16 protein-coding genes and 1 riboswitch are annotated in these 20,652 nt (G+C 48.6%); of the genes, 8 read left to right on the top strand and 8 right to left on the bottom strand.

Annotated features, from left to right (window positions below):
- Positions 1 to 2: 2 nt before the first annotated feature.
- Positions 3 to 1,037 carry an iron ABC transporter permease gene (locus HQ50_RS05180; RefSeq protein ID WP_018965032.1) on the bottom strand — a complete coding sequence of 345 codons (1,035 nt, stop codon included), beginning with the start codon at positions 1,035 to 1,037 and terminating at the stop codon, positions 3 to 5.
- Positions 1,034 to 2,209: an ABC transporter substrate-binding protein gene (locus HQ50_RS05175; RefSeq protein ID WP_039428855.1), complete on the bottom strand. Its 1,176-nt coding sequence runs from the start codon at positions 2,207 to 2,209 to the stop codon at positions 1,034 to 1,036. The genes HQ50_RS05180 and HQ50_RS05175 overlap by 4 nt, the downstream gene beginning before the upstream one ends.
- Before the next feature lie 151 nt (positions 2,210 to 2,360).
- Positions 2,361 to 2,554: riboswitch (cobalamin riboswitch) on the bottom strand.
- Between the two features lie 524 nt (positions 2,555 to 3,078).
- On the opposite strand from HQ50_RS05175, the gene HQ50_RS05165 reads away from it, so the two are divergent.
- The 8 genes from HQ50_RS05165 to HQ50_RS05130 all read left to right on the top strand — a co-directional run bounded on the left by HQ50_RS05165 (position 3,079) and on the right by HQ50_RS05130 (position 12,778).
- A complete protein-coding gene (locus HQ50_RS05165) occupies positions 3,079 to 3,765 on the top strand; it encodes a 5'-methylthioadenosine/adenosylhomocysteine nucleosidase (protein ID WP_039428852.1) in 687 nt (228 codons plus the stop codon).
- A gap of 24 nt (positions 3,766 to 3,789) precedes the next feature.
- Positions 3,790 to 4,269, top strand: coding sequence for an S-ribosylhomocysteine lyase (locus tag HQ50_RS05160; RefSeq protein WP_039429222.1), 480 nt, complete (start codon positions 3,790 to 3,792; stop codon positions 4,267 to 4,269).
- Between the two features lie 143 nt (positions 4,270 to 4,412).
- The gene (gene tgt / locus HQ50_RS05155) at positions 4,413 to 5,543 is read left to right on the top strand and encodes a tRNA guanosine(34) transglycosylase Tgt (protein WP_039420727.1); all 1,131 of its coding nucleotides are present in this window, start codon (positions 4,413 to 4,415) and stop codon (positions 5,541 to 5,543) included.
- A gap of 16 nt (positions 5,544 to 5,559) precedes the next feature.
- Positions 5,560 to 6,642: an LptF/LptG family permease gene (locus HQ50_RS05150; protein WP_018965026.1), complete on the top strand. Its 1,083-nt coding sequence runs from the start codon at positions 5,560 to 5,562 to the stop codon at positions 6,640 to 6,642.
- Positions 6,643 to 6,674: 32 nt separating this feature from the next.
- On the top strand, positions 6,675 to 7,136 hold the full coding sequence (smpB, locus tag HQ50_RS05145) for an SsrA-binding protein SmpB (protein WP_018965025.1): 462 nt from the start codon (positions 6,675 to 6,677) through the stop codon (positions 7,134 to 7,136).
- Between the two features lie 39 nt (positions 7,137 to 7,175).
- Positions 7,176 to 9,347, top strand: a complete 2,172-nt coding sequence (locus HQ50_RS05140; protein WP_039428849.1) for a S9 family peptidase — start codon at positions 7,176 to 7,178, stop codon at positions 9,345 to 9,347.
- A gap of 113 nt (positions 9,348 to 9,460) precedes the next feature.
- On the top strand, positions 9,461 to 10,309 hold the full coding sequence (gene lipA / locus HQ50_RS05135; RefSeq protein ID WP_018965023.1) for a lipoyl synthase: 849 nt from the start codon (positions 9,461 to 9,463) through the stop codon (positions 10,307 to 10,309).
- 258 nt (positions 10,310 to 10,567) lie between these two features.
- Entirely contained in the window at positions 10,568 to 12,778 is a 2,211-nt protein-coding gene (locus HQ50_RS05130; protein WP_039428847.1) for a C25 family peptidase propeptide domain-containing protein, read from the top strand.
- A 503-nt stretch (positions 12,779 to 13,281) separates the two neighbouring features.
- Here HQ50_RS05130 and HQ50_RS05125 read toward each other — a convergent pair.
- From HQ50_RS05125 to secA, 6 genes are all read right to left on the bottom strand, one after another.
- Positions 13,282 to 13,884, bottom strand: coding sequence for an HAD-IB family hydrolase (locus tag HQ50_RS05125; protein WP_039419748.1), 603 nt, complete (start codon positions 13,882 to 13,884; stop codon positions 13,282 to 13,284).
- A gap of 71 nt (positions 13,885 to 13,955) precedes the next feature.
- On the bottom strand, positions 13,956 to 14,411 hold the full coding sequence (gene ybeY, locus HQ50_RS05120; RefSeq protein WP_039419771.1) for an rRNA maturation RNase YbeY: 456 nt from the start codon (positions 14,409 to 14,411) through the stop codon (positions 13,956 to 13,958).
- Positions 14,412 to 14,446: 35 nt separating this feature from the next.
- A complete protein-coding gene (locus HQ50_RS05115) occupies positions 14,447 to 15,679 on the bottom strand; it encodes a nucleoside recognition domain-containing protein (RefSeq protein WP_039419747.1) in 1,233 nt (410 codons plus the stop codon).
- A gap of 19 nt (positions 15,680 to 15,698) precedes the next feature.
- Positions 15,699 to 16,265 (bottom strand): guanylate kinase, encoded by a 567-nt coding sequence (gene gmk / locus HQ50_RS05110; protein WP_018965016.1) that lies wholly within the window; start codon positions 16,263 to 16,265, stop codon positions 15,699 to 15,701.
- A gap of 32 nt (positions 16,266 to 16,297) precedes the next feature.
- Positions 16,298 to 17,188, bottom strand: coding sequence for a YicC/YloC family endoribonuclease (locus HQ50_RS05105; RefSeq protein WP_018965015.1), 891 nt, complete (start codon positions 17,186 to 17,188; stop codon positions 16,298 to 16,300).
- A 91-nt stretch (positions 17,189 to 17,279) separates the two neighbouring features.
- Positions 17,280 to 20,621 (bottom strand): preprotein translocase subunit SecA, encoded by a 3,342-nt coding sequence (gene secA / locus HQ50_RS05100; protein WP_018965014.1) that lies wholly within the window; start codon positions 20,619 to 20,621, stop codon positions 17,280 to 17,282.
- Between the last annotated feature and the right edge of the window lie 31 nt (positions 20,622 to 20,652).

The raw sequence follows: 20,652 nt of genomic DNA, 5'->3' as shown, positions 1-20,652 counted from the left end.
GTTCAGTTGAAGATTAAACGCTTTTTGCGGTTGCGGGCGATCGTCATGATTACTACGGGAGCACCAATCATCGAGGTGATGGCGTTGATCGGCAGTACAAAGCCTTTGCCCGGTACCTGCGTGATCATGTCGCACACGAGCATCAGCAGAGCACCGCACAGCATCGTGCCCGGGAGCAGTATGCGGTAGTCCGAGCTTTTGAACAGGATGCGCGTGAAGTGGGGGACGGCTATTCCTAAAAAGGCAATGGGACCGGTGAAAGCCGTAATTGTGCCGGTAATAATACTCGTGATGCCGATCAGGACGATTCGCTGCCGCTCCACATGGATACCTACGCTGCGAGCATAGTTCTCTCCTATGTTGAGCGCATTCATATACTTAGGCATCAGCATAGAGAGCAAAAGGCCCCCCGAAACGATGGGGATCATCAGGGATAACTGCCGCCATGTAGTGCCGGCCACGCTCCCGAAAGACCAGATCAGATAGCCTTTGAGCATTTCGTTGTCGGAGAAGAACTGGAGAATGGAAATGAACGAACTGGCCAAAAAGCCGACCATTACTCCGACAATCAGCACCGAGACCATATCTCTGAGCCACGCTGCTACAGCCGAGATGAGCAGAAGTACCAGCATGGAACCTATGCAGGCTGCCGTGGCTACGCCCCATGTGTCAGCCGAGCCGGAGTACAGACTGAGGCCCGGAATGATAGCGAACGACATGATGTACAGAGCTACTCCAAGACCGGCTCCGCTATTGATCCCAAGGATAGAGGTGTCAGCCAGAGGATTGCGGAAGAGACTCTGCATTTGCAGACCTGCGATGGATATGCCGGCACCGGCAAAGAGAGCGGTCAGAGCCTTCGGCAGACGGAAATTGCGAATGACATAGTCATTGGTCGTTTGCATATCCGATCCATTGGTCAGAGCTTGCAGCACGTCGGCCGGCGATATATCCAGACTACCCCATATGAGGTCGGCCACGAAAGCCACGGCAGTCAGTAGAAAGAGTGTGCCGAATATCAATGAGGACCGCGTCATGGCCTTTTCAGTTCTATCCAGTATGAAGTCTCGTACTCGGGCAGAAGCTCCGGCCGAGTGATTTTGATGATGTCTTTGAGCAAAAGATCGGGACGATACAGTCCACTCTCCCAGTAGTCATTGCCCCCATTCTCGTTCACGCGCTTGCGGTCGATGTAGACCTTGCCGGTTTGGGTGGCATCGAAATGTCGGTAGCGTTCGTTCAGAGCGAGAAATTCATCTATTGTCTTGATGTTTCCCATCATCGTACATATCCAGATTCCGGCGTGACGATGGCGACTGAAAATATACTCGAAACTGCACGGCTGGCTACTGACTTTGCCGGCTGCATAGTCGAAAGATACTCGTGCATCTCTGAACATGGCTGTACTGTAGCTGTACTCTCCGGGCAGATACCAAGTCCCACTATAATCCTGCCCGTACATGATGGCAATGGTGTCGGTCTTATCTGCTACCAATTTGCGAGCATCCGCATACTCCGATTCTATCTGTTCGAAAACCTCATGAGCACGACGGTTGCAGCCGAGGAGCATCGCCGTCAGCTTCATCCATTCGGCACGGCCGAGCAGATCCCGCTCTTTCCATTCGTTGTATAATACGGTGTTGATGCCCGATGCGATCAGCTCTTCGTCCTTGTCTGAGATGTGGAATAAATCCTGCAGGAGGATCTCCGGGCGGAGTCCGGCTATCTGCTCTATATTTTTGGTCATACCGGTGCCGATCTCCTGTACATAGCCTTTCTTTACGCGGCTGCGGATGTCGGCGTTGCAAATGTTTTTCAGGTTGATGCAACCCACCAGCTTGTCTATCTGATCGAGTAGGGGAAGCGAGCCTATTTGTGTCGTGGACAGACACGCTATACTGCGTGCCGGTACGGGGATATAGAGGGCCTTGGGATGTCTTGTCGCAGGACGTTTGCCGTCACGGGGATAAAGGATATAGACGGCCATCGTGTCGGACTTGTCCGGATGGAATATATAGATGGTTTTGTAGCCGGTATGATTGACGGCCTGTATGCCTTTGGCATATTCGAATCTGACAGGGAAATTAAAATCGGCCGTATCTATCGACACCGTTTCCACTCGGGTATCTCTCCCGCGTGAAGAGCCATTACAGGAGTATAAGGCAAAGGCGATAAACGTATAGATAAGCCATCCGAACCTCTTGGGCATAGCTGAATCGTTAGTATGATCCGAGACGAACAAAACGGATTCGCAGACTATGCCATACCCTCGCGGAGGCAGGTGCCCGATGTGAATCAATCCTCTTCGACCCGAAAGAATTAATACTGTATGATACCGGCCCCAAAAAATGGCAGCATCCTTTCGCCATGTACGGCAGGTCTTCCGACTCGGCCTAAATCGCTACGCCTTCCCGCGCCGGCGCGCAGTGGCATCGTTCTGTAGCGACAGGTACGACCATACGGCTACGGGGATAGTTTTGGCTTTGCACCAAATTCCCTTTTAATCATTCGGCAGACTTCCCGACAGACGGGAAAGTCCGCTTTGTGAACCGTACATATGCGGATCGGCTTTCAATGATAAGTCATGCCGGGAGGCATCGGCTTACCGTCTTCTATGAATCCAATCTGACACAAAGATACTGACAGACTGTGACATTACCAATAGTGTCGCCCGGGACGCTCCGGGGGCATGCGCAGGCTGCTATGATCGCCGGCCAACTCTCTTTTGAAAAAACTCCCACGTTCGGCGAGGCATAGCCGCGGAGATTGCTCAACCTTTTTGCACACCAAAATTTTCTTTTCCCACGTTCCGAAAAACGTGGTTCGTAAACTTTTTCACTTTGGTTCGGGAAGTGAAAATTTTACGCGTGGGATCGAAATTTTTTTGGCGCGACTTTTCCGGAATTTGCGCACCACGATTTGCGCTTTTCTCGTTCGGCAATTTTGTCGGCATCCCCATGCGGACGAATTCTCTCGAACGACTCTAAAGGGGATATGCAGCTGACAACTCTGCATACAAACATAATTGCGACAGATGATATACCTTTGGCCGATCGAAGAATAGAAGCCCGTACAGCAATGAACAAGACTATCGGTGTGGTAGTAGCCATGGAGAAAGAGTTTCGCCTGCTACCGGACATCCTCGAAAACAAGGAAGAAATACGGGATGCGGTTTTCCATGCCGTCGTCGGAATTGTCGGAGGACACCGCGTTATATACGCCCTGAGCGGAATAGGGAAGGTGGCTGCTGCTGTCTGTGCCGGAGAACTGATCCACCGCTATCGTCCCGACTACCTCATCAATATAGGCGTGAGCGGAGGATTGGGGCAGAATGTGGCTGTCCATGATACGGTAGTGTCCACGGCTGTCTGCTATCACGATGTTTCGTGCGGAGCCGATGTCGCTTGGGGGCAGGTGCAGGGTTTTCCCCTGTATTATCCCGTTTCGGAGGACCTTCTCACCCTTTTTCGTTCGCTTCCGGTACCTGTCCGAGAGGGTGTGGTCTGCTGTGGCGATCGTTTCCTTTCGTCATCGGAGGAGCAGGACTTTGTCCGTCGTACTTTTCCCGATGCCATTGCCGTGGATATGGAGTCTGCTGCGCTGGCTCAGGCGGCGTATATATACAGAGTCCCGTTCATCGCCGTGCGTATTATCAGCGATATTGCCGGCGAAGGTCGGGATAACTTCGCGGAGTATATGGATTTCTGGCGCAAGGCTTCTCCGGCGACCTTTTCTATTCTCGAAAGAGTATTCAGTGCAATGTAGAAATCAGACAATCCCGATATGGAGATGGAAAAAATACCCAGTTTTCAGTTAGATCATATTCGTCTCAAACGAGGCATATATGTCTCTCGCAAGGACTATGTGGGAGGAGAGGTGGTTACGACTTTCGATATTCGAATGAAAGAGCCCAATCGCGAACCGGTGCTTGGAGCACCCGAACTGCATACGATCGAACATTTGGCCGCAACTTATCTGCGCAATCATCCGCTCTATAAGGACTGGATCGTTTTCTGGGGGCCGATGGGTTGCCTTACAGGCAATTACTTTCTGATGCGAGGTGATTATGTGTCGAAGGATATACTGCCCCTTATGCAAGAGACTTTCCGCTTCATCAGAGACTTCGAGGGAGAAGTGCCGGGTACGGAGCCACGCGACTGTGGCAACTGCCTGCTGCACAACCTGCCAATGGCCAAATATGAGGCCGAGAAATACCTGCGTGAGGTGCTCGATGTGGCGACGGAGGAGAACCTGAACTACCCCGACTGACGATTGCCGGACTGTGAATGGGGCTTACAGTCCGCTCTGCTTCCTACGCCTGCTCTCCCCCGCGCTGCTCCTCTTGCTTCCTGCGATGGCATGGGCTCGGGGAAAAAGACTATTTTTGTTTTCCGTAATCAGAGGAATAGCCCATGACATTCGATCTCCAATATACATGTGCCGACTGCGAAGCGCGTGCCGGTCTGCTGACTACAGACCATGGCACTATAGAGACTCCCATCTTCATGCCGGTAGGCACGGTCGGGAGCGTGAAGGCCGTGCACATGCACGAGTTGGAAGAGGATATTCGGGCTCAGATCATACTCGGCAATACTTATCACCTCTATCTCCGTCCCGGACTGGATGTGCTCAGGCGTGCCGGAGGCTTGCATAAGTTCAATAGCTGGGAGCGGCCTTTGCTCACGGATAGCGGAGGTTTTCAGGTATTCTCTTTGGCGGAGAATCGGAAGATCACAGAGGAGGGTGCCACCTTCCGTTCCCATATAGACGGCTCCAAGCACCTTTTTTCACCCGAAAGGGTCATGGACATCCAGCGCGTTATCGGAGCGGACATCATCATGGCTTTCGATGAATGTTGCCCCGGTGATGCCGACCGCGAATATGCACGTCGCTCGATGCTCCTGACCGGACGCTGGTTGGAACGTTGCCTGCGCAGAATGCGTGAGACAGAGCCTCTCTATGGATATGAGCAGCAGCTATTCCCCATCGTACAGGGATGCGTCTATCCCGATCTGCGCCGCCAATCGGCCGAGATGGTGGCTGCCGTCGGTGCTGCCGGAAATGCCATCGGAGGATTGGCCGTGGGAGAGCCGACGGAAAAGATGTACGAGATGATCGAACTGACCAACGGGATCCTCCCCAAAGATCGTCCGCGCTACCTCATGGGGGTAGGTACTCCGATCAATATACTGGAAGCGATAGACCGCGGTGTGGACATGTTCGACTGCATCATGCCTACGCGCAACGGCCGTAACGGGCAGCTCTTCACTTGGCAGGGTACCATCAATATCCGCAATGCCAAATGGGCGGACGACTACTCGCCGCTCGATCCTGACGGTACATCGTACGTGGACAGCCGCTACAGCAAGGCTTATCTGCACCACTTGATCCATACACAGGAGATTCTCGGTCTGCAAATCGCTTCTATTCACAACCTCGCCTTCTACCTCGAGCTGGTTCGGCAAGCGCGTAAGCATATTCAGATCGGCGACTATCGCACTTGGAAAACGGCTATGGTGCGACAGCTTGACAACAGGCTGTAGCTTATCATCGTGTCTCATGAAGAGGTTGAACAGGTTAGATAAGTATTTGATCAAGCAGTTTTTGGGGACGTTCGTCTTCTCCATCATCTTGATCATATCCGTTTCGGTCGTCTTCGACATCAATGAGAAGATCGACGACTTTATGAAGCCGGAGGTCAGCCTGCACAGTATCATATTCGATTACTACTTCAACTTCGTTCCCTACTACGCCAATCTTTTCAGCCCGCTCTTCGTCTTCATATCGGTGATATTCTTTACGTCGAAGCTGGCGGAGAAATCCGAGATCATCGCGATGCTTTCGGCCGGAGTCAGTTTCAAGCGGCTGATGGTGCCCTATATGTTGTCGGCAACGGTGATTGCCGTACTGACTTTCCTGCTCAATAGTTTCGTTATTCCACCGGGCAATGCTACACGAATTGACTTTCAGAACAAATACATCAAGAACAAGAAGGTACAGTATGCCGAGAGCGTTCAGCTCGAAGTGAAGAAAGGGGTCTTTGCCTTTTTCGGATCGTACAGCGATGCCATGCGAACCGGTTACCAGTTCAGTCTGGAGGAGTTCAAGGACAAACAGCTCGTCTCCCGTCTGACAGCAGACAGGATTCAGTACGATTCGCTTTACAACTGGCGCATCTTTAACTACAGGATCAGGCACTTCGGCAAGTACAAGGAGACGGTCGAGAGTGGGAGCGAGATGGACACGGTCATTGCTGTACGCCCTGCCGACTTCCTCGTGGCAGAGGACGATGTGGAGACTATGACGACTACCGACCTGCATACCTATATATCGCATCAGAAGCAAAGGGGCGTGGGCAACGTCAAGCTCTTTGAGATAGAGCTGCACAAACGCTATGCAGCCATCTTCTCGGCCTTTATCCTCACCATTATCGGTGCTTCCCTCTCTTCACGCAAAGTAAAAGGGGGGATGGGGATCAATATCGCTATCGGTCTGGGGCTGAGCTTTGCCTATATCCTGTTCATGACCGTTGCCGGCACATTTGCCGTCAGCGGATCTTTGCCTCCGTTTATGGCAGCTTGGCTGCCTAACTTCGTGTTTACGGTCATTGCCGTTTTCCTTTATAAAAAAGCTCCGCGATAGACAGACTTCCGGATCTAACGATACCCACAGCTATGAAAGAGAAAATACAGAAGAATATCCTCATAAAGAACAAACGTGCCACTTTCGACTACGAGATTTTGGACGTTTACACGGCAGGTATTGTATTGGTCGGTACCGAGATCAAATCGATCCGACTAGGCAAAGGTAGTCTGGTCGATACCTATTGCTACTTCCATCGGGGAGAGCTGTGGGTGAAGAATATGTACATAGCCGAATACTTCTATGGCACCTATAACAACCATGTGGCTCGCCGCGATCGCAAGCTCCTACTCAATCGCAAGGAGCTGCGCAAGCTCGAGGAGGCTTCCAAGAGTGTAGGTACGACCATAGTGCCGATCAAGCTCTTCATCAATGAGAGGGGATTGGCCAAGCTGCAGATCGGATTGGCACGAGGGAAAAAACAATATGACAAGCGTGCATCCATCAAAGAGCGCGATGATCGCCGTGAGATGGATCGTGCGATGAAACGCTAAGCAATAAACCATTTAAGAGAAGATATAATACGCTTTCTTATGAAAAGACCGGTAATAATTCTGCTACTTGGCATCGTAACCATGTGTGCCATGGCTCAGACGGGACGCAAACCCGTGGATTTGAAAGAAATAACGAGTGGAATGTTTTATGCTCGCAGTGCAGGGGGCGGGATACGCTCCATGCCGGACGGGGAACACTATACGGAGATGAATCGCGAACGAACGGCTATCGTCCGCTACAATTATGCCTCCGGCAAGGCCGTAGATACGCTTTTCAGTGTCGAACGAGCGCGCGAATGCCCGTTCAAACAAATACAGAACTACGAGGTAAGCAGTACCGGACATCATATTTTGCTCTTTACGGATATGGAGAGCATCTACCGACATTCGTATCGTGCCGCCGTCTACGACTATGATGTTCGTCGCAATTTGGTAAAACCTCTGAGCGAACATGCCGGCAAAGTGATGATCCCTACATTCAGCCCCGATGGTCGGATGGTAGCATTCGTCAGAGGTAACAATATCTTCATCAAGAAATTCGATTTCGACACGGAAGTACAGGTTACTACCGATGGGCAGATCAATTCTATTCTCAACGGGGCAACGGATTGGGTGTACGAAGAAGAGTTCGGTGTAACCAATCTGATGAGCTGGAGTGCAGACAATGCTTTTCTGGCTTTTGTGCGCAGCGATGAGTCCGCCGTACCCGAATATCGAATGCCTATGTATGAGGACAAACTTTATCCCGAAGACTATGCCTATAAGTATCCCAAGGCAGGAGAGAAGAATAGTACCGTGTCCCTGCACCTCTATAATGTGGCGGATAGGAACACCAAGTTGGTAAGCCTGCCGATCGATGCGGATGGATATATTCCCCAAATCGCCTTTACAGACAATGCCGACGAGCTGGCTGTCATGACGCTCAATCGTTTGCAGAACGACTTCAAAATGTACTATGTGCATCCGAAGAGTCTTGTCGCCAAGCTGATACTACAGGATATGAACAAACGATATGTGGACAGCGATTGGATCCAAGCCTTGAAGTTTACGGCGGGAGGCGGATTTGCCTATGTGAGCGAAAAGGACGGGTTTGCCCATATCTATCTCTACGATAACAAGGGGGTAATGCGTCGCCAAATTACTTCGGGAAATTGGGATGTGACCAAACTGTATGGAGTGGATGCTTCGGGAACGGTCTTCTACCAGTCGGCGGAAGAAAGTCCCATCCGTCGGGCTGTCTATGCCTTAGATGCCAAAGGCCGGAAAACGAAGCTCAGTCCGAACGTGGGCACGAATGATGCTCTCTTCAGTAGCAACTATGCATACTATATTAATACGTATAGCAGTGCTGCTACTCCTACAGTAGTTTCCGTATTCAGAAGCAAAGGTACCAAAGAACTGCGTACACTGGAGGATAACGTTGCTCTCCGTGAACGGCTGAAAGCCTATCGTTACAACCCGAAGGAGTTTACCACTATCAAAACCGAATCGGGACTTGAACTGAATGCCTGGATCGTGAAACCTCTTGATTTCGATCCCTCTCGCCGGTATCCCGTCCTGATGGTACAGTATAGTGGCCCCAACTCCCAGCAGGTATTGGATCGCTATTCATTCGATTGGGAGCACTACCTTGCATCGAAAGGCTATATCGTGGCTTGTGTGGACGGGCGCGGTACCGGTGCTCGCGGCGAAGAATGGCGCAAGTGTACCTACATGCAGCTTGGGGTATTCGAAAGTGATGATCAGATAGCAGCGGCCACTGCTATAGGACAACTTCCCTATGTGGATGCAGCTCGCATCGGTATATGGGGATGGAGCTATGGCGGTTATATGACCCTGATGAGTATGTGTAGAGGAAATGGAACGTTCAAGGCGGGCATAGCCGTCGCTCCTGTAGCTGATTGGCGTTTCTACGATTCGGTTTATACCGAACGCTTCATGCGTACGCCCAAGGAGAATGCCTCCGGATACAAAAAGTCTTCTGCTCTTGATGTGGCAAGCCAACTGCAAGGAAACCTCTTGATCGTAAGCGGATCGGCGGACGACAATGTTCATCTTCAGAACACGATGCTTTTTACGGAGGCACTGGTTCAGGCCAATATCCCCTTCGACATGGCGATCTATATGGACAAGAATCATAGTATATACGGAGGGAATACTCGCTATCATCTCTTTACTCGCAAGGCAAAGTTTTTGTTCGACAATCTTTAATAATAGTATCTCAGTAGCTGTAATGGGATGAGTGCCGAATGTGGCGAACGGGATGACCTTGTTGGCTTGTTCCATTCGACATCCATCTCTAATAGCTCTTTGCTGAAAAAACTATGGCCCAACACGTCAAGAAACCCGAATGGTTGAAAATTCGTCTCGCAGGGAATGAGAAGTTTACCGAGACCAAAAGCATTGTCGAGGGACATTGTCTGCACACGATCTGTACGAGCGGCAAATGTCCTAACATGGGAGAGTGCTGGAGTAGGGGTACTGCTACCTTTATGATCGGTGGCGATATTTGTACGCGTGCCTGTCGATTTTGCAACACTTTGACGGGACGTCCCAAACCGCTGAACGAAGCAGAACCTACCCACGTCGCATTGAGTATCAAGCTGATGGGGCTTAATCATGCAGTGGTGACAAGCGTTGACCGCGATGATTTGCCGGATTATGGTGCCGCACACTGGGTTAAGACTATTCAGGAAATCAGGCGGATCAATCCTGGGGTAACGCTCGAAGTCTTGATCCCCGATTTCAAAGGACAAATGGATTTGGTGGATATGATTATCGAGGCCGGTCCGGATGTCATCTCACATAATCTGGAGACGGTACGCCGGCTTACGCCATCGGTACGCAGTGTGGCCACTTACGATACAAGCCTTGCCGTACTTCGTCACATAGCTCAGTCCGGAAAAATGCCTGCAAAAACAGGAATGATGCTCGGCTTGGGCGAGACTGAAGAAGAAATACTGAAATTGATGGATGATGCTCTTGCAGTGGGAGTATCAGTTATTACCATAGGACAGTATCTGCAACCGTCGAGAAAGAATCTTCCTGTGGTGGAATACATCACGCCCGAACAGTTCGAGCATCTTCGGCTCGTGGGTATCGAAAAAGGCTTCCGTACGATAGAGAGTGCCCCGCTCGTTCGCAGTTCTTACCATGCCGAACGGCACTTATAGCGGATTCTGCGAAGTCGAAAATATGCCATTTTGATAGAAAAATGATATAGAGTTTAGCAGATATGAGAGAAATCTATCGAAAAGATATTGTCTCTGACTATTTTTTCTATATTTGCTGCCGACCTTTTCTAATGTAATCTGTTGCGCTTCAATAGCCTTGAAAGCGCGTAAACACAGAGAAGTTCTGTTTCGGTCAAGTATCGGACTGTGATTGATAGCATTAAGTTGTTTCTTTTAAAATAAAACTAACTCAAGCAGATGAAAAAGAATTTTAACAGGATCGTTTCGATCGTAGCGTTCTCCTCTTTGTTGGGAGGTATGGTCTTTGCACAGCCTGCAGAGCGTGGACGGAACCCGCAAGTGCGACTGCTCTCCGCTGAGCGGTCTATGTCCAAGGTTCAATTCCGTATGGACAATCTTCAGTTGACTGACGTTCAGACAGCCCAAGGAGTAGCTCAAGTGCCTACCTTCACTGAAGGCGTCAATATTTCAGAAAAAGGGATGCCCACATTGCCTATCCTTTCTCGTTCTCTCGCTGTTTCTGAAACGCGTGCGATGAAGGTAGAGGTGGTTTCTTCCAAATTCATCGAAAAGAAGAATGTACTGATCGCTCCTTCCAAAGGTGTTATCTCTCGTGCTGAAAATCCTGATCAAATCCCCTACGTTTACGGACAGAGCTATAACGAAGACAAGTTTTTCCCAGGTGAAATCGCTACGCTTAGCGATCCTTTCATCTTGCGCGATGTGCGCGGTCAGGTAGTAAACTTTGCTCCACTCCAATATAACCCTGTGACAAAGACGCTCCGTATCTATACCGAAATCGTTGTGGCGGTGAGCGAAACTGCCGAAGCAGGCCAGAATGCGATTAGCTTGGTTAAGAACAGCACTTTCACAGGTTTCGAAGATATTTATAAGAGTGTCTTCATGAATTATGAAGCTACGCGCTATACTCCCGTTGAAGAAAAGGAGAATGGTCGTATGATCGTAATCGTACCTCAAAAATATAAAGATGACATCGAAGAGTTTGTTAAGTGGAAAGAGCAGCGTGGTTTGGAGACTGATGTAAAAGTCGCAGAAGAAATCGCTACTCCCATTACAGCAGAAGCTATTCAGAAGTTCGTTAAGGAAGAATATCAGAAGGAAGGCAATAATCTGACCTATGTTCTCTTGATTGGTGATCACAAAGATATTCCTGCAAAAATTCTCCCGGGAATCAAATCCGATCAGGTATATGGACAGATTGTAGGTAATGACCACTACAACGAGGTTTTCATCGGTCGTTTCTCTTGTGAGAGCAAAGAAGATCTGAAGACACAAATCGATCGGACTATTCACTATGAGCGTAATATAACAACTGAAGATAAATGGCTCGGTCAGGCTCTTTGTATTGCTTCGAATGAAGGTGCCGGAGGTCAAGGTGACAATGGCGAAAGTGACATACAACATCAAAATGTAATTGCCAATCTGCTTACCAAGTATGGCTATACCAAGATTATCAAATGCTACGATCCGGGGGTGAAGCCCCAAAATATTATTGATGCTTTCAACGGAGGCATCTCGCTGGCCAATTATACGGGGCACGGATCTGATACATTTTGGGTAACCTCTCATTTTGGAGTACAGCACATGAAGGATTTGACCAATTACAATCAGCTTCCTTTCATCTTTGATGTAGCATGTGTAAATGGTAACTTCTTGTTTAAGACTTGTTTTGCTGAAGCCCTTATGCGTGCGCAGAAAGATGGTAAACCCAAAGGTACTGTTGCTATTATCGCTTCTACGATCAACCAGTCTTGGGCATCTCCTATGCGTGGTCAGGACGAAATGAATAGTATCTTGTGCGAACAATATCCCTCTAATATCAAGCGTACTTTCGGTGGCGTTACGATGAACGGTATGTTTGCTATGGTTGAGAAGTACAAGAAGGATGGTGAGAATATGCTTGACACTTGGACCGTATTCGGTGACCCCTCACTGCTCGTTCGTACGCTTGTTCCGACCGAAATGCAGGTTACAGCTCCGGCCAACATCTCTCCATCTGCCCAGACATTCGAAGTAGCTTGCGACTATGATGGTGCTATCGCTACGCTCTCTGACGATGGTGATATGGTTGGTACTGCTAAGGTGAAAGATGGTAAGGCTATCATCAAAATAGATGAGGACATCTCTGATGAAACGAAACTGACCCTGACCGTATTAGGATACAATAAGGTTACTGTGATAAAGGAAGTGAAAGTACAAGGTACATCTGTTGCCAACGTAGCCAATGACAAGCCTTATACTGTAGCTGTATCGGGTAAGACGATAACCGTTGAAAGCCCTGCTGCTGAGCTGACGATCTTCGATATGAACGGTCGTCGTGTGGCTGCTGCCAAGAATGGCATGGTATTCGAAGCACAAAATGGTGTTTATGCCGTTCGCATCGCTGTTGAAGGCAAGACATATACAGAAAAGGTTATTGTGAAGTAATTCACACAGCAATTCCCTAAAATAAATAGGGCTGTGCTGAAGAAACTATTCGGTACAGCCCTATTTGATTTATAGGTGTACACGCAAGAGGGGGGAGAAAGCAGGCGAGAAAAGAGTATGCTAAAGGAAGTAAATAGCGGCTCAAAACGATGTGGCTCCTTTATCTTATGCCAAGGTGCGTATGAGTCACGGGCCATACGCTTGAGATTATGTGCCATAGCCTCGTTTTAGGTAGAGATGTGGTTCTGTTATCAAGGAAATATATCCTGTTTGTGAGAGAAAGATTTTTTCTCGGCCGAGAAGAAATATTTTGCCGGCCGGCAAAATTTATGCTCAAAACAGAAATTCGCAAATCGTTATAATACAGCCATTTGTGTGGAGCCTTGTAGGAAGGTTTTTTCTACTTTGATGGCGATTCGTGGGCGAGCAGTGGAAAAGAAAATCGGTACCCATCGGGATACTGATCATTGCCAATCTCCAAACGAAATGGACGTAGCAGCAAGCTATAGGGCAGGGAAGTTTCTATAGTAGGAATGTGTGCAGAGACTGAGCAAGGGGAGGTCGGAAGGGCTATCGCCGTAGCCGTAGGAGATCGCATCCCGCCAGTGCGGCAGGGCGCGGTCCAACCTGCGGATTTTCTCCTTTCCCTTGCAGTTATTGCCTTCGAATCGACCTGTCAGAATGCCGGATTTTATCTCCGGAAGGGTGGCAATGACGGTATGAAAGCCCATCTTTTCGGCCCACGGCTCCACACAAGGCAGAAGTGAAGCTGTCAGTAGCACTAGCCGATGTCCTTCGTTGCGATGCCATTCCAAACAGCGAAGAGCTTCGGGACGAAGAAGGCTTTCGATCGCAGCTACGAATCGCTGCCCCATTGCTCGACATTCTGCATCCTTTTTTCCTTTCAAGACCGTGACAAGGATGGCCGCTTTTGTCCGGTCGGCCGAGGCCAGCCGAAGTTTGTAGCACATCCACATGGCGAGATAGAAAGGCAGCCTGATCCAAAAGAGAATAGTCGGCTGGGATTGCCGTAGAAAGGGAAGTAGGGAATCGCAACGGGTCAGTGTCCCGTCGAAATCGAATATGGCTATGGGGCTATCGGGCATAAGGGCTTATCGAATAATGCGTGCTTCCCGGGAAAGATTTTTTCTCTTTGGGGGCGAGTGTGAAGTCCGGATTATGTATGTAATAGGGAAAGCTCCGGTCCGATGGTCTCTCGCAGCATGACGAGGGCTTCCTCTTCGGCTGCTCGCATTTGGGCCTCGTCCTTTTTGCTCTTATCCTTCAGCCCACAAAGATGCAGTATGCCGTGGATTATAACACGATGCAACTCGTCTTCGTATCGGATGCCAAGAGTACGTGCGTTTGAGCGTACGGTATCGAGACTGATAAGCAGGTCGCCATTGATAGTATCCGCTTCGCAGGAATCGAAGGTGATGATGTCGGTGTAGTAGTCGTGATCGAGAAATTCTCGATTGGCTTTCAGGATATATTCGTCATCACAGAAGAGATAGGAGATTTCTCCCACCGCTTTGCCGTATTGGCTACATACTTCGGCTATCCACTTACTGACGATCCGTCTTCTGATCCGAGGGAGGCCGATGCCTTCAGCATAGAAATTGATTTTTGCCATTGTCTTGATTATCATTTTGCTCGGTTTCCGCACTCTCAACCAAAGAAAATATAAGTGGCAGCGATGGCTGTCAGTGCTCCGGCCAAATCGGCCAAAAGGGAGTAGCTCACCGTATAACGCGTATTGCGTATTTTGACGGCTCCGTAGTAGAGGGCTACCACGTAGAATGTGGTATCGCTGGAGCCCTGCACAATACTGCATAGCCGACCGACAAAGCTGTCGGCTCCGTACGTCTGCATGGCATCGACCATGAGCCCTCTGGCTCCGCTTCCGCTAAGCGGTTTCATCAGCATGGTCGGGATTCCTTCCACAAACTTCATATCCCCTCCGAAAAAGTCTATCAGCTTGCGCAATCCTTCCGTTATCAGATCCATGGCCCCGGAAGCTCTGAATATACCGATGCCGACCAGCATGGCTAGCAGATAGGGAATGATGGTCACTGCCGTACCGAAACCATCTTTTGCCCCTTCGATAAAGGCATTGTACACATTGATGCGTGCACGTAGTCCGCTGACGACGAATCCGCACATGATTCCAAACAGAAGAATGGACGCAAACGCAGTGCTGATGCTGCTGAATGTTTCCGGAGGAAGAGTACGTCCTGCATAGATTATCCCTCCGATGAAAAGAAGAGAAGAAAGAAGAAAAAGAAGAAGAGGTCTTTGGAGGAAATTGATGCGCTGCCTGATCCCTACGGCAAGGATGGCTACCAATGTGGAAGCAAACGTAGCGATCAGTATCGGGACAAAGATGTCGGCCGGATTTGCCGCTCCGGCCTGTAGGCGATAGGCCATGATGGAAGAGGGTATCAGCGTAAGCCCACTGGCATTGATGGCCAAAAACATAATCATGGCATCGCTGGCTTTATCTTTTTGCTGATTAATCGTTTGCAAACTCTCCATCGAACGGATACCGAGGGGGGTAGCAGCATTGTCGAGGCCCAACAGGTTGGCCGATATATTCATGAAAATATTGCCCAGCGCGGGATGGTTCTTAGGTACGGAAGGGAACAATCGGCTAAGGATCGGGGAGCTGACCTGTGCCAGCTTGCCAATAAGACCGCTTCTTTCTGCTATTTTCATCAGACCGAGCCACAGAGCGAGTACGCCGGTCAGTGCAAGTGCTATCTCAAAGGCATTCTTCGACTGGCTGAAAGAAGCCTGCACCATCTCATCGAATACGGACACATCGCCGAAAACTATGAATCGAACGAGTGCCACAATGAGCGAAACGAGGAAAAAAGCTACGAATATGTAATTAAGAACCATCTTGTAGGAAGAGAAACTATTATTTGGCCAAGAATTGGGCTATAGCCTTCCTGATCTGCTCTACACAGGTAGCCAAATCATCATTTACAAAGCGCAGGTCGAAAAGATGTGCATAACCGATTTCTTTCTCGGCCTTGTCCACGCGCTGCTTAATAGTTTCCACTGAGTCCGTGCCTCGTTTTTGCAAACGAGAACGCAGCTCTTCTATAGAAGGAGGCAGGATAAAGATGGCCAATGCCCTATCTCCATAATACTTCTTGATGTTCTGTGCTCCAACGACATCAACATCGAAAATGACGTTTTTCTCTTCCTTCAGGATACGCTCCACCTCGCTTTTGAGTGTGCCATAGTATTTGTCTCTGTACACTTCTTCGTACTCTACGAATTCATTGGCTTCTATTCTGCGTCTGAATTCTTCCGGAGATAAGAAGTAATACTCTCGTCCATGCTGCTCTTCTCCTCGGGGTGCACGGCTGGTCGCCGAAATAGAGAAATGAAGGTTAAGCTCTCTGTCCGTAAGAAGTTGTTCGATGACGGTGCTCTTGCCTGTTCCGGATGGGGCCGAGATGATGATTAGTTTGGTCATGGGTAATTTTGTCTAAATATGTAGTGGAATGGTTACAATACGTTCAGTACCTGCTCTTTGATCTGTTCTAATTCGTCTTTCATCTGTACGACGATTTGCTGCATCTCCACATGATTGCTTTTGGATCCGAGCGTATTGATTTCTCTACCGATTTCTTGTGCAATGAAGCTGAGCTTTTTCCCTTGTCCGGGTTCGCCTTGCATGGTTTGGATAAAATAGGAAAGATGATTCCGCAAGCGATGCTTCTCTTCGTTTACATCCAATTTCTCGATGTAATAAATCATCTCTTGTTCGAATCGGTTCTTGTCGTAGTCCTTCTCTGATATTTTGGTCAGGTTTTCCTCTATCCGCTCTTTGATTCGTTGGATCCTCTCTGGTTCATACTGCTCGATCTGCAAAAGCAAAGAAGAAATATTAGATATTTTCTCCGTGAACACCTGCTCCAGCATAGCACCCTCTTGTTTGCGGAATTCGATTAGCTGATCAAGAGCTTTCCGACAAGTTTCAATCATGACAGCCCATTCATCTTCTGGGATTTCTTCCTCTTTTTCTTCATCCACCCGAATGACTCCGGGGATCCGAAGCAGCTGTTCGAACCATCCTCCTGCAGGTACTTCCACTCCCATCTTTTCGCCAAATTCCTTGAGTTGGGAGAAATAAGAGGACATCTTTTCTGTATCGAATATCTGAGATACAACATCTGTACTGCCGGATTCTTCGAGAAACAGGCTGAAATCCACTTTTCCCCGCCCTATGTCGGCCGAAACCAAAGCCCTGAGAGGTAGTTCTCTATAACGGTAACGGCTGGAAATCTTCGTTGACAGATCGAGCTGTTTGCTATTGAGCGACTTGATGGTCGCAGTTATTTTTTTATCGGCAAATTGAGTTGTATGCTTGCCGAATCCGGTCATAGATAGAATCATAGTCTTTTTTATATGCGGTTAGGGGAGAAAATAAAAAGAGAATCACAGACTATCATCTATATATAGTCGGTGATTCTCTCATAAATCTATCTTACAGGTTACGCCCGTGGCACTGTTTGAACTTTTTGCCGCTTCCGCAAGGACAAGGATCGTTCCGCCCGATCTTATTTTCGTTTCTTATCGGTGTCTGGGGAGCAGCTGCGCCCTGAGGTCTGCTTGCCGCATCTCTTTGTGCTTTCTGCTGGGCTTCTATATCGTCTTTCTGTGTCCGATACTTGCTCATATCCGTACGCTGTTCGGCCGCGTGTCGGATCTCAATTTGCCGCCTACGCTCCAGCTCTTCCTGAGAAGGAGCATCCGGTACCGGTATCCGAGCACGCATTAGGATCGCTACGGTCTTACGATTCATGGCTTCTACCATTTTGCGGAACAGTTCGTAAGATTCGAGCTTATAGATAAGTAGTGGATCTTTGTTTTCGTAGCTCGCATTCTGCACGGAATTGCGAAGTTCATCCATCTCACGCAGATGCTCTTTCCAAGACTCATCGATAGTATGCAGTACGATAGCTTTCTCAAATTCTTTGATGATGCTTTTCCCTTGAGTTTCGTCTGCTTCACGCAAATTGCATCCAACATTATATACACGCTTACCATCCGTAATGGGGATTAGAATTCGCTCGTACACGGCAGCTTGGGTCTCGAACACCTGATGAACGACAGGATAAGCTACTTCTGCGATCAGGTCCATCTTACGTTGGAAAGACTTGTAAGCTTCATCGAAAAGCATATCGGTCAGCTCTTCTGCTTTCTTGCCTCTGAATGCTTCTTCCGTGATAGGAGACTCTATCGCAAGTGCACGCATCAGATCTTCCTTAAAGCCTTCGAAATCATTGGCGTCTGCATAATTGTCAATCAGAGCCTTACATACATCGTATATGGTATTGAGTACATCCATACCGATTCGCTCTCCCATCAAAGCATGACGGCGACGGGTATAAATGACTTCACGTTGCGAATTCATTACATCATCGTACTCAAGCAGATGTTTACGGATACCGAAGTTGTTCTCTTCCACCTTCTTTTGGGCACGCTCTACGGACTTACTCAACATGTTGTTTTCGAGCACTTCGCCTTCCTTGAAACCTAAGCGATCCATCAATGCTGCGATCTTCTCCGTGGCGAACAAACGCATCAGATGGTCTTCAAGCGAAACATAGAATATGGACGAACCGGGGTCTCCCTGACGACCGGAACGACCACGAAGCTGTCTGTCCACTCGTCTGGATTCGTGTCTTTCTGTACCGATGATGGCCAAACCTCCGGCTTTCTTAACCTCGGCAGAGAGCTTGATGTCGGTACCACGACCGGCCATGTTCGTTGCGATGGTAACAGTTCCTTTTTGACCGGCCTGAGCTACAATTTCGGCTTCCTTCTGATGCAATTTGGCATTGAGCACATTGTGTTGGATACCACGCAAGCGTAGCATTCGGCTCAACAATTCAGATATTTCCACAGAAGTCGTACCGACAAGTACAGGTCTGCCCTCTTCGACAAGGCGTACAATCTCTTCGATGACCGCCGCATATTTTTCACGCGCCGTCTTATAGATACGATCATTCATATCCTTACGGGCGATAGGCTTATTCGTCGGAATAACTACAACGTCCAGCTTGTAGATGTCCCAAAGCTCTCCTGCTTCAGTCTCAGCTGTGCCGGTCATCCCTGCCAGCTTATGATACATGCGGAAGTAGTTCTGGAGAGTAATGGTTGCAAAAGTCTGTGTCGCGGCCTCTACTTTTACACGCTCTTTCGCCTCGATAGCCTGATGAAGACCGTCCGAATAGCGACGTCCGTCCATGATACGTCCGGTCTGCTCGTCTACGATGAGCACTTTATTGTCCATGACCACGTATTGATCATCTTTCTCAAAGAGAGCATAGGCTTTGAGCAACTGATTGACAGTATGTACACGCTCGCTCTTGATCGAATAGTTGGCTATGATCTCATCCTTGGCTTCTCGACGTTTTTCTGCATCGGATTCCATATTGTCCAAAGTAGATAACTCAGCTGCGATATCAGGCAAGACGAAGAACTTCGGGTCATCTGTACGGGATGTCAGAAGGTCGATACCCTTCTCGGTAAGCTCTACGCTATTACGCTTTTCGTCTATGATGAAATACAATTCGTCTGTGACCAAATGCATATTCCTCATGTTTTCGGCCATGTATGCTTCTTCGGTCTTCAGCATAGAGCTCTTGATGCCGGGTTCACTCAGATACTTGATCAACTGTTTATTCTTGGGAAGACCCTTGAACGAGCGATAAAGTAGCAAAGAACCCTCTTCCTGTTCTTTCTTGTCTTCAGATGCCATCTTATTTTTGGCATCAATAAGCAATTGTGAACAAAGTTTGCGCTGTGCCTCGACAACTTTCTCCACATTGGGCAAAAACTCCTCGAACAACTGATCTTCACCTTTGGGAGTAGGACCAGAAATGATCAACGGCGTTCGGGCATCATCGATCAATACGGAATCGACCTCATCGACAATGGCGTAGTTGTGCTTACGCTGTACCAAATCCTTAGGACTCGTGGCCATATTGTCGCGCAAGTAGTCGAAGCCGAATTCGTTATTGGTGCCAAATGTAATATCTGCATTATAGGCCTTGCGGCGGGCATCCGAATTGGGCTGGTGCTTATCTATACAATCCACGGTCAAACCATGGAACATATACAATGGCCCCATCCATTCCGAGTCACGTTTGGAAAGGTAGTCATTGACCGTCACCACATGCACCCCATTACCGGTGAGAGCATTGAGAAATACAGGTAGGGTAGCTACCAGTGTCTTTCCTTCACCGGTAGCCATTTCGGCGATTTTCCCTTTGTGCAATACTGTACCACCGATGAGCTGAACATCATAGTGAATCATGTCCCACAAGATTTCATTGCCTCCTGCTACCCAGTGGTTTTGGTAGATTGCGGTATCTCCCTCGATCGAGACGAAGTCATGATTGATGGCAAGGTCACGATCAAGATCAGTGGCTTTAACTCGAATAGTTTCGTTTTGGGCGAATCTGCGAGCAGTATCTTTGATAATAGCAAATGCTTCTGGGAGAATTTCATCCAAAACGACTTCCATTTTGTCCAAAATCTCTTTTTCCAGTTTATCCACCTTCGTCCAGATTTCTTCTCTTTCGTCCAGATCCTTGCCTTCTACTTCAGCTTTCAATCTGTCGATTTCAGCTCTCTCGTCTTTGACGTAATCTTGTATCTTTTGGCGCAAGACAATCGTACGCTCGCGAAGGTCATCGTCCGACAGTCGTTCGATCTCACCATATGCAGCTTTGATCTTGTCCACAAAAGGTTTTACCTCTTTGAGGTCGCGCTGTGATTTGTTGCCGAAAATCTTCGACATGAATTCGTTGAATCCCATTTATCTTATTATATTTTTTGTAGCTGTTATG

It is taken from the genome of Porphyromonas sp. COT-052 OH4946 (assembly GCF_000765965.1).
Classification (GTDB): domain Bacteria; phylum Bacteroidota; class Bacteroidia; order Bacteroidales; family Porphyromonadaceae; genus Porphyromonas; species Porphyromonas gulae.
This window is presented reverse-complemented; position numbering and strand designations above follow the sequence as displayed.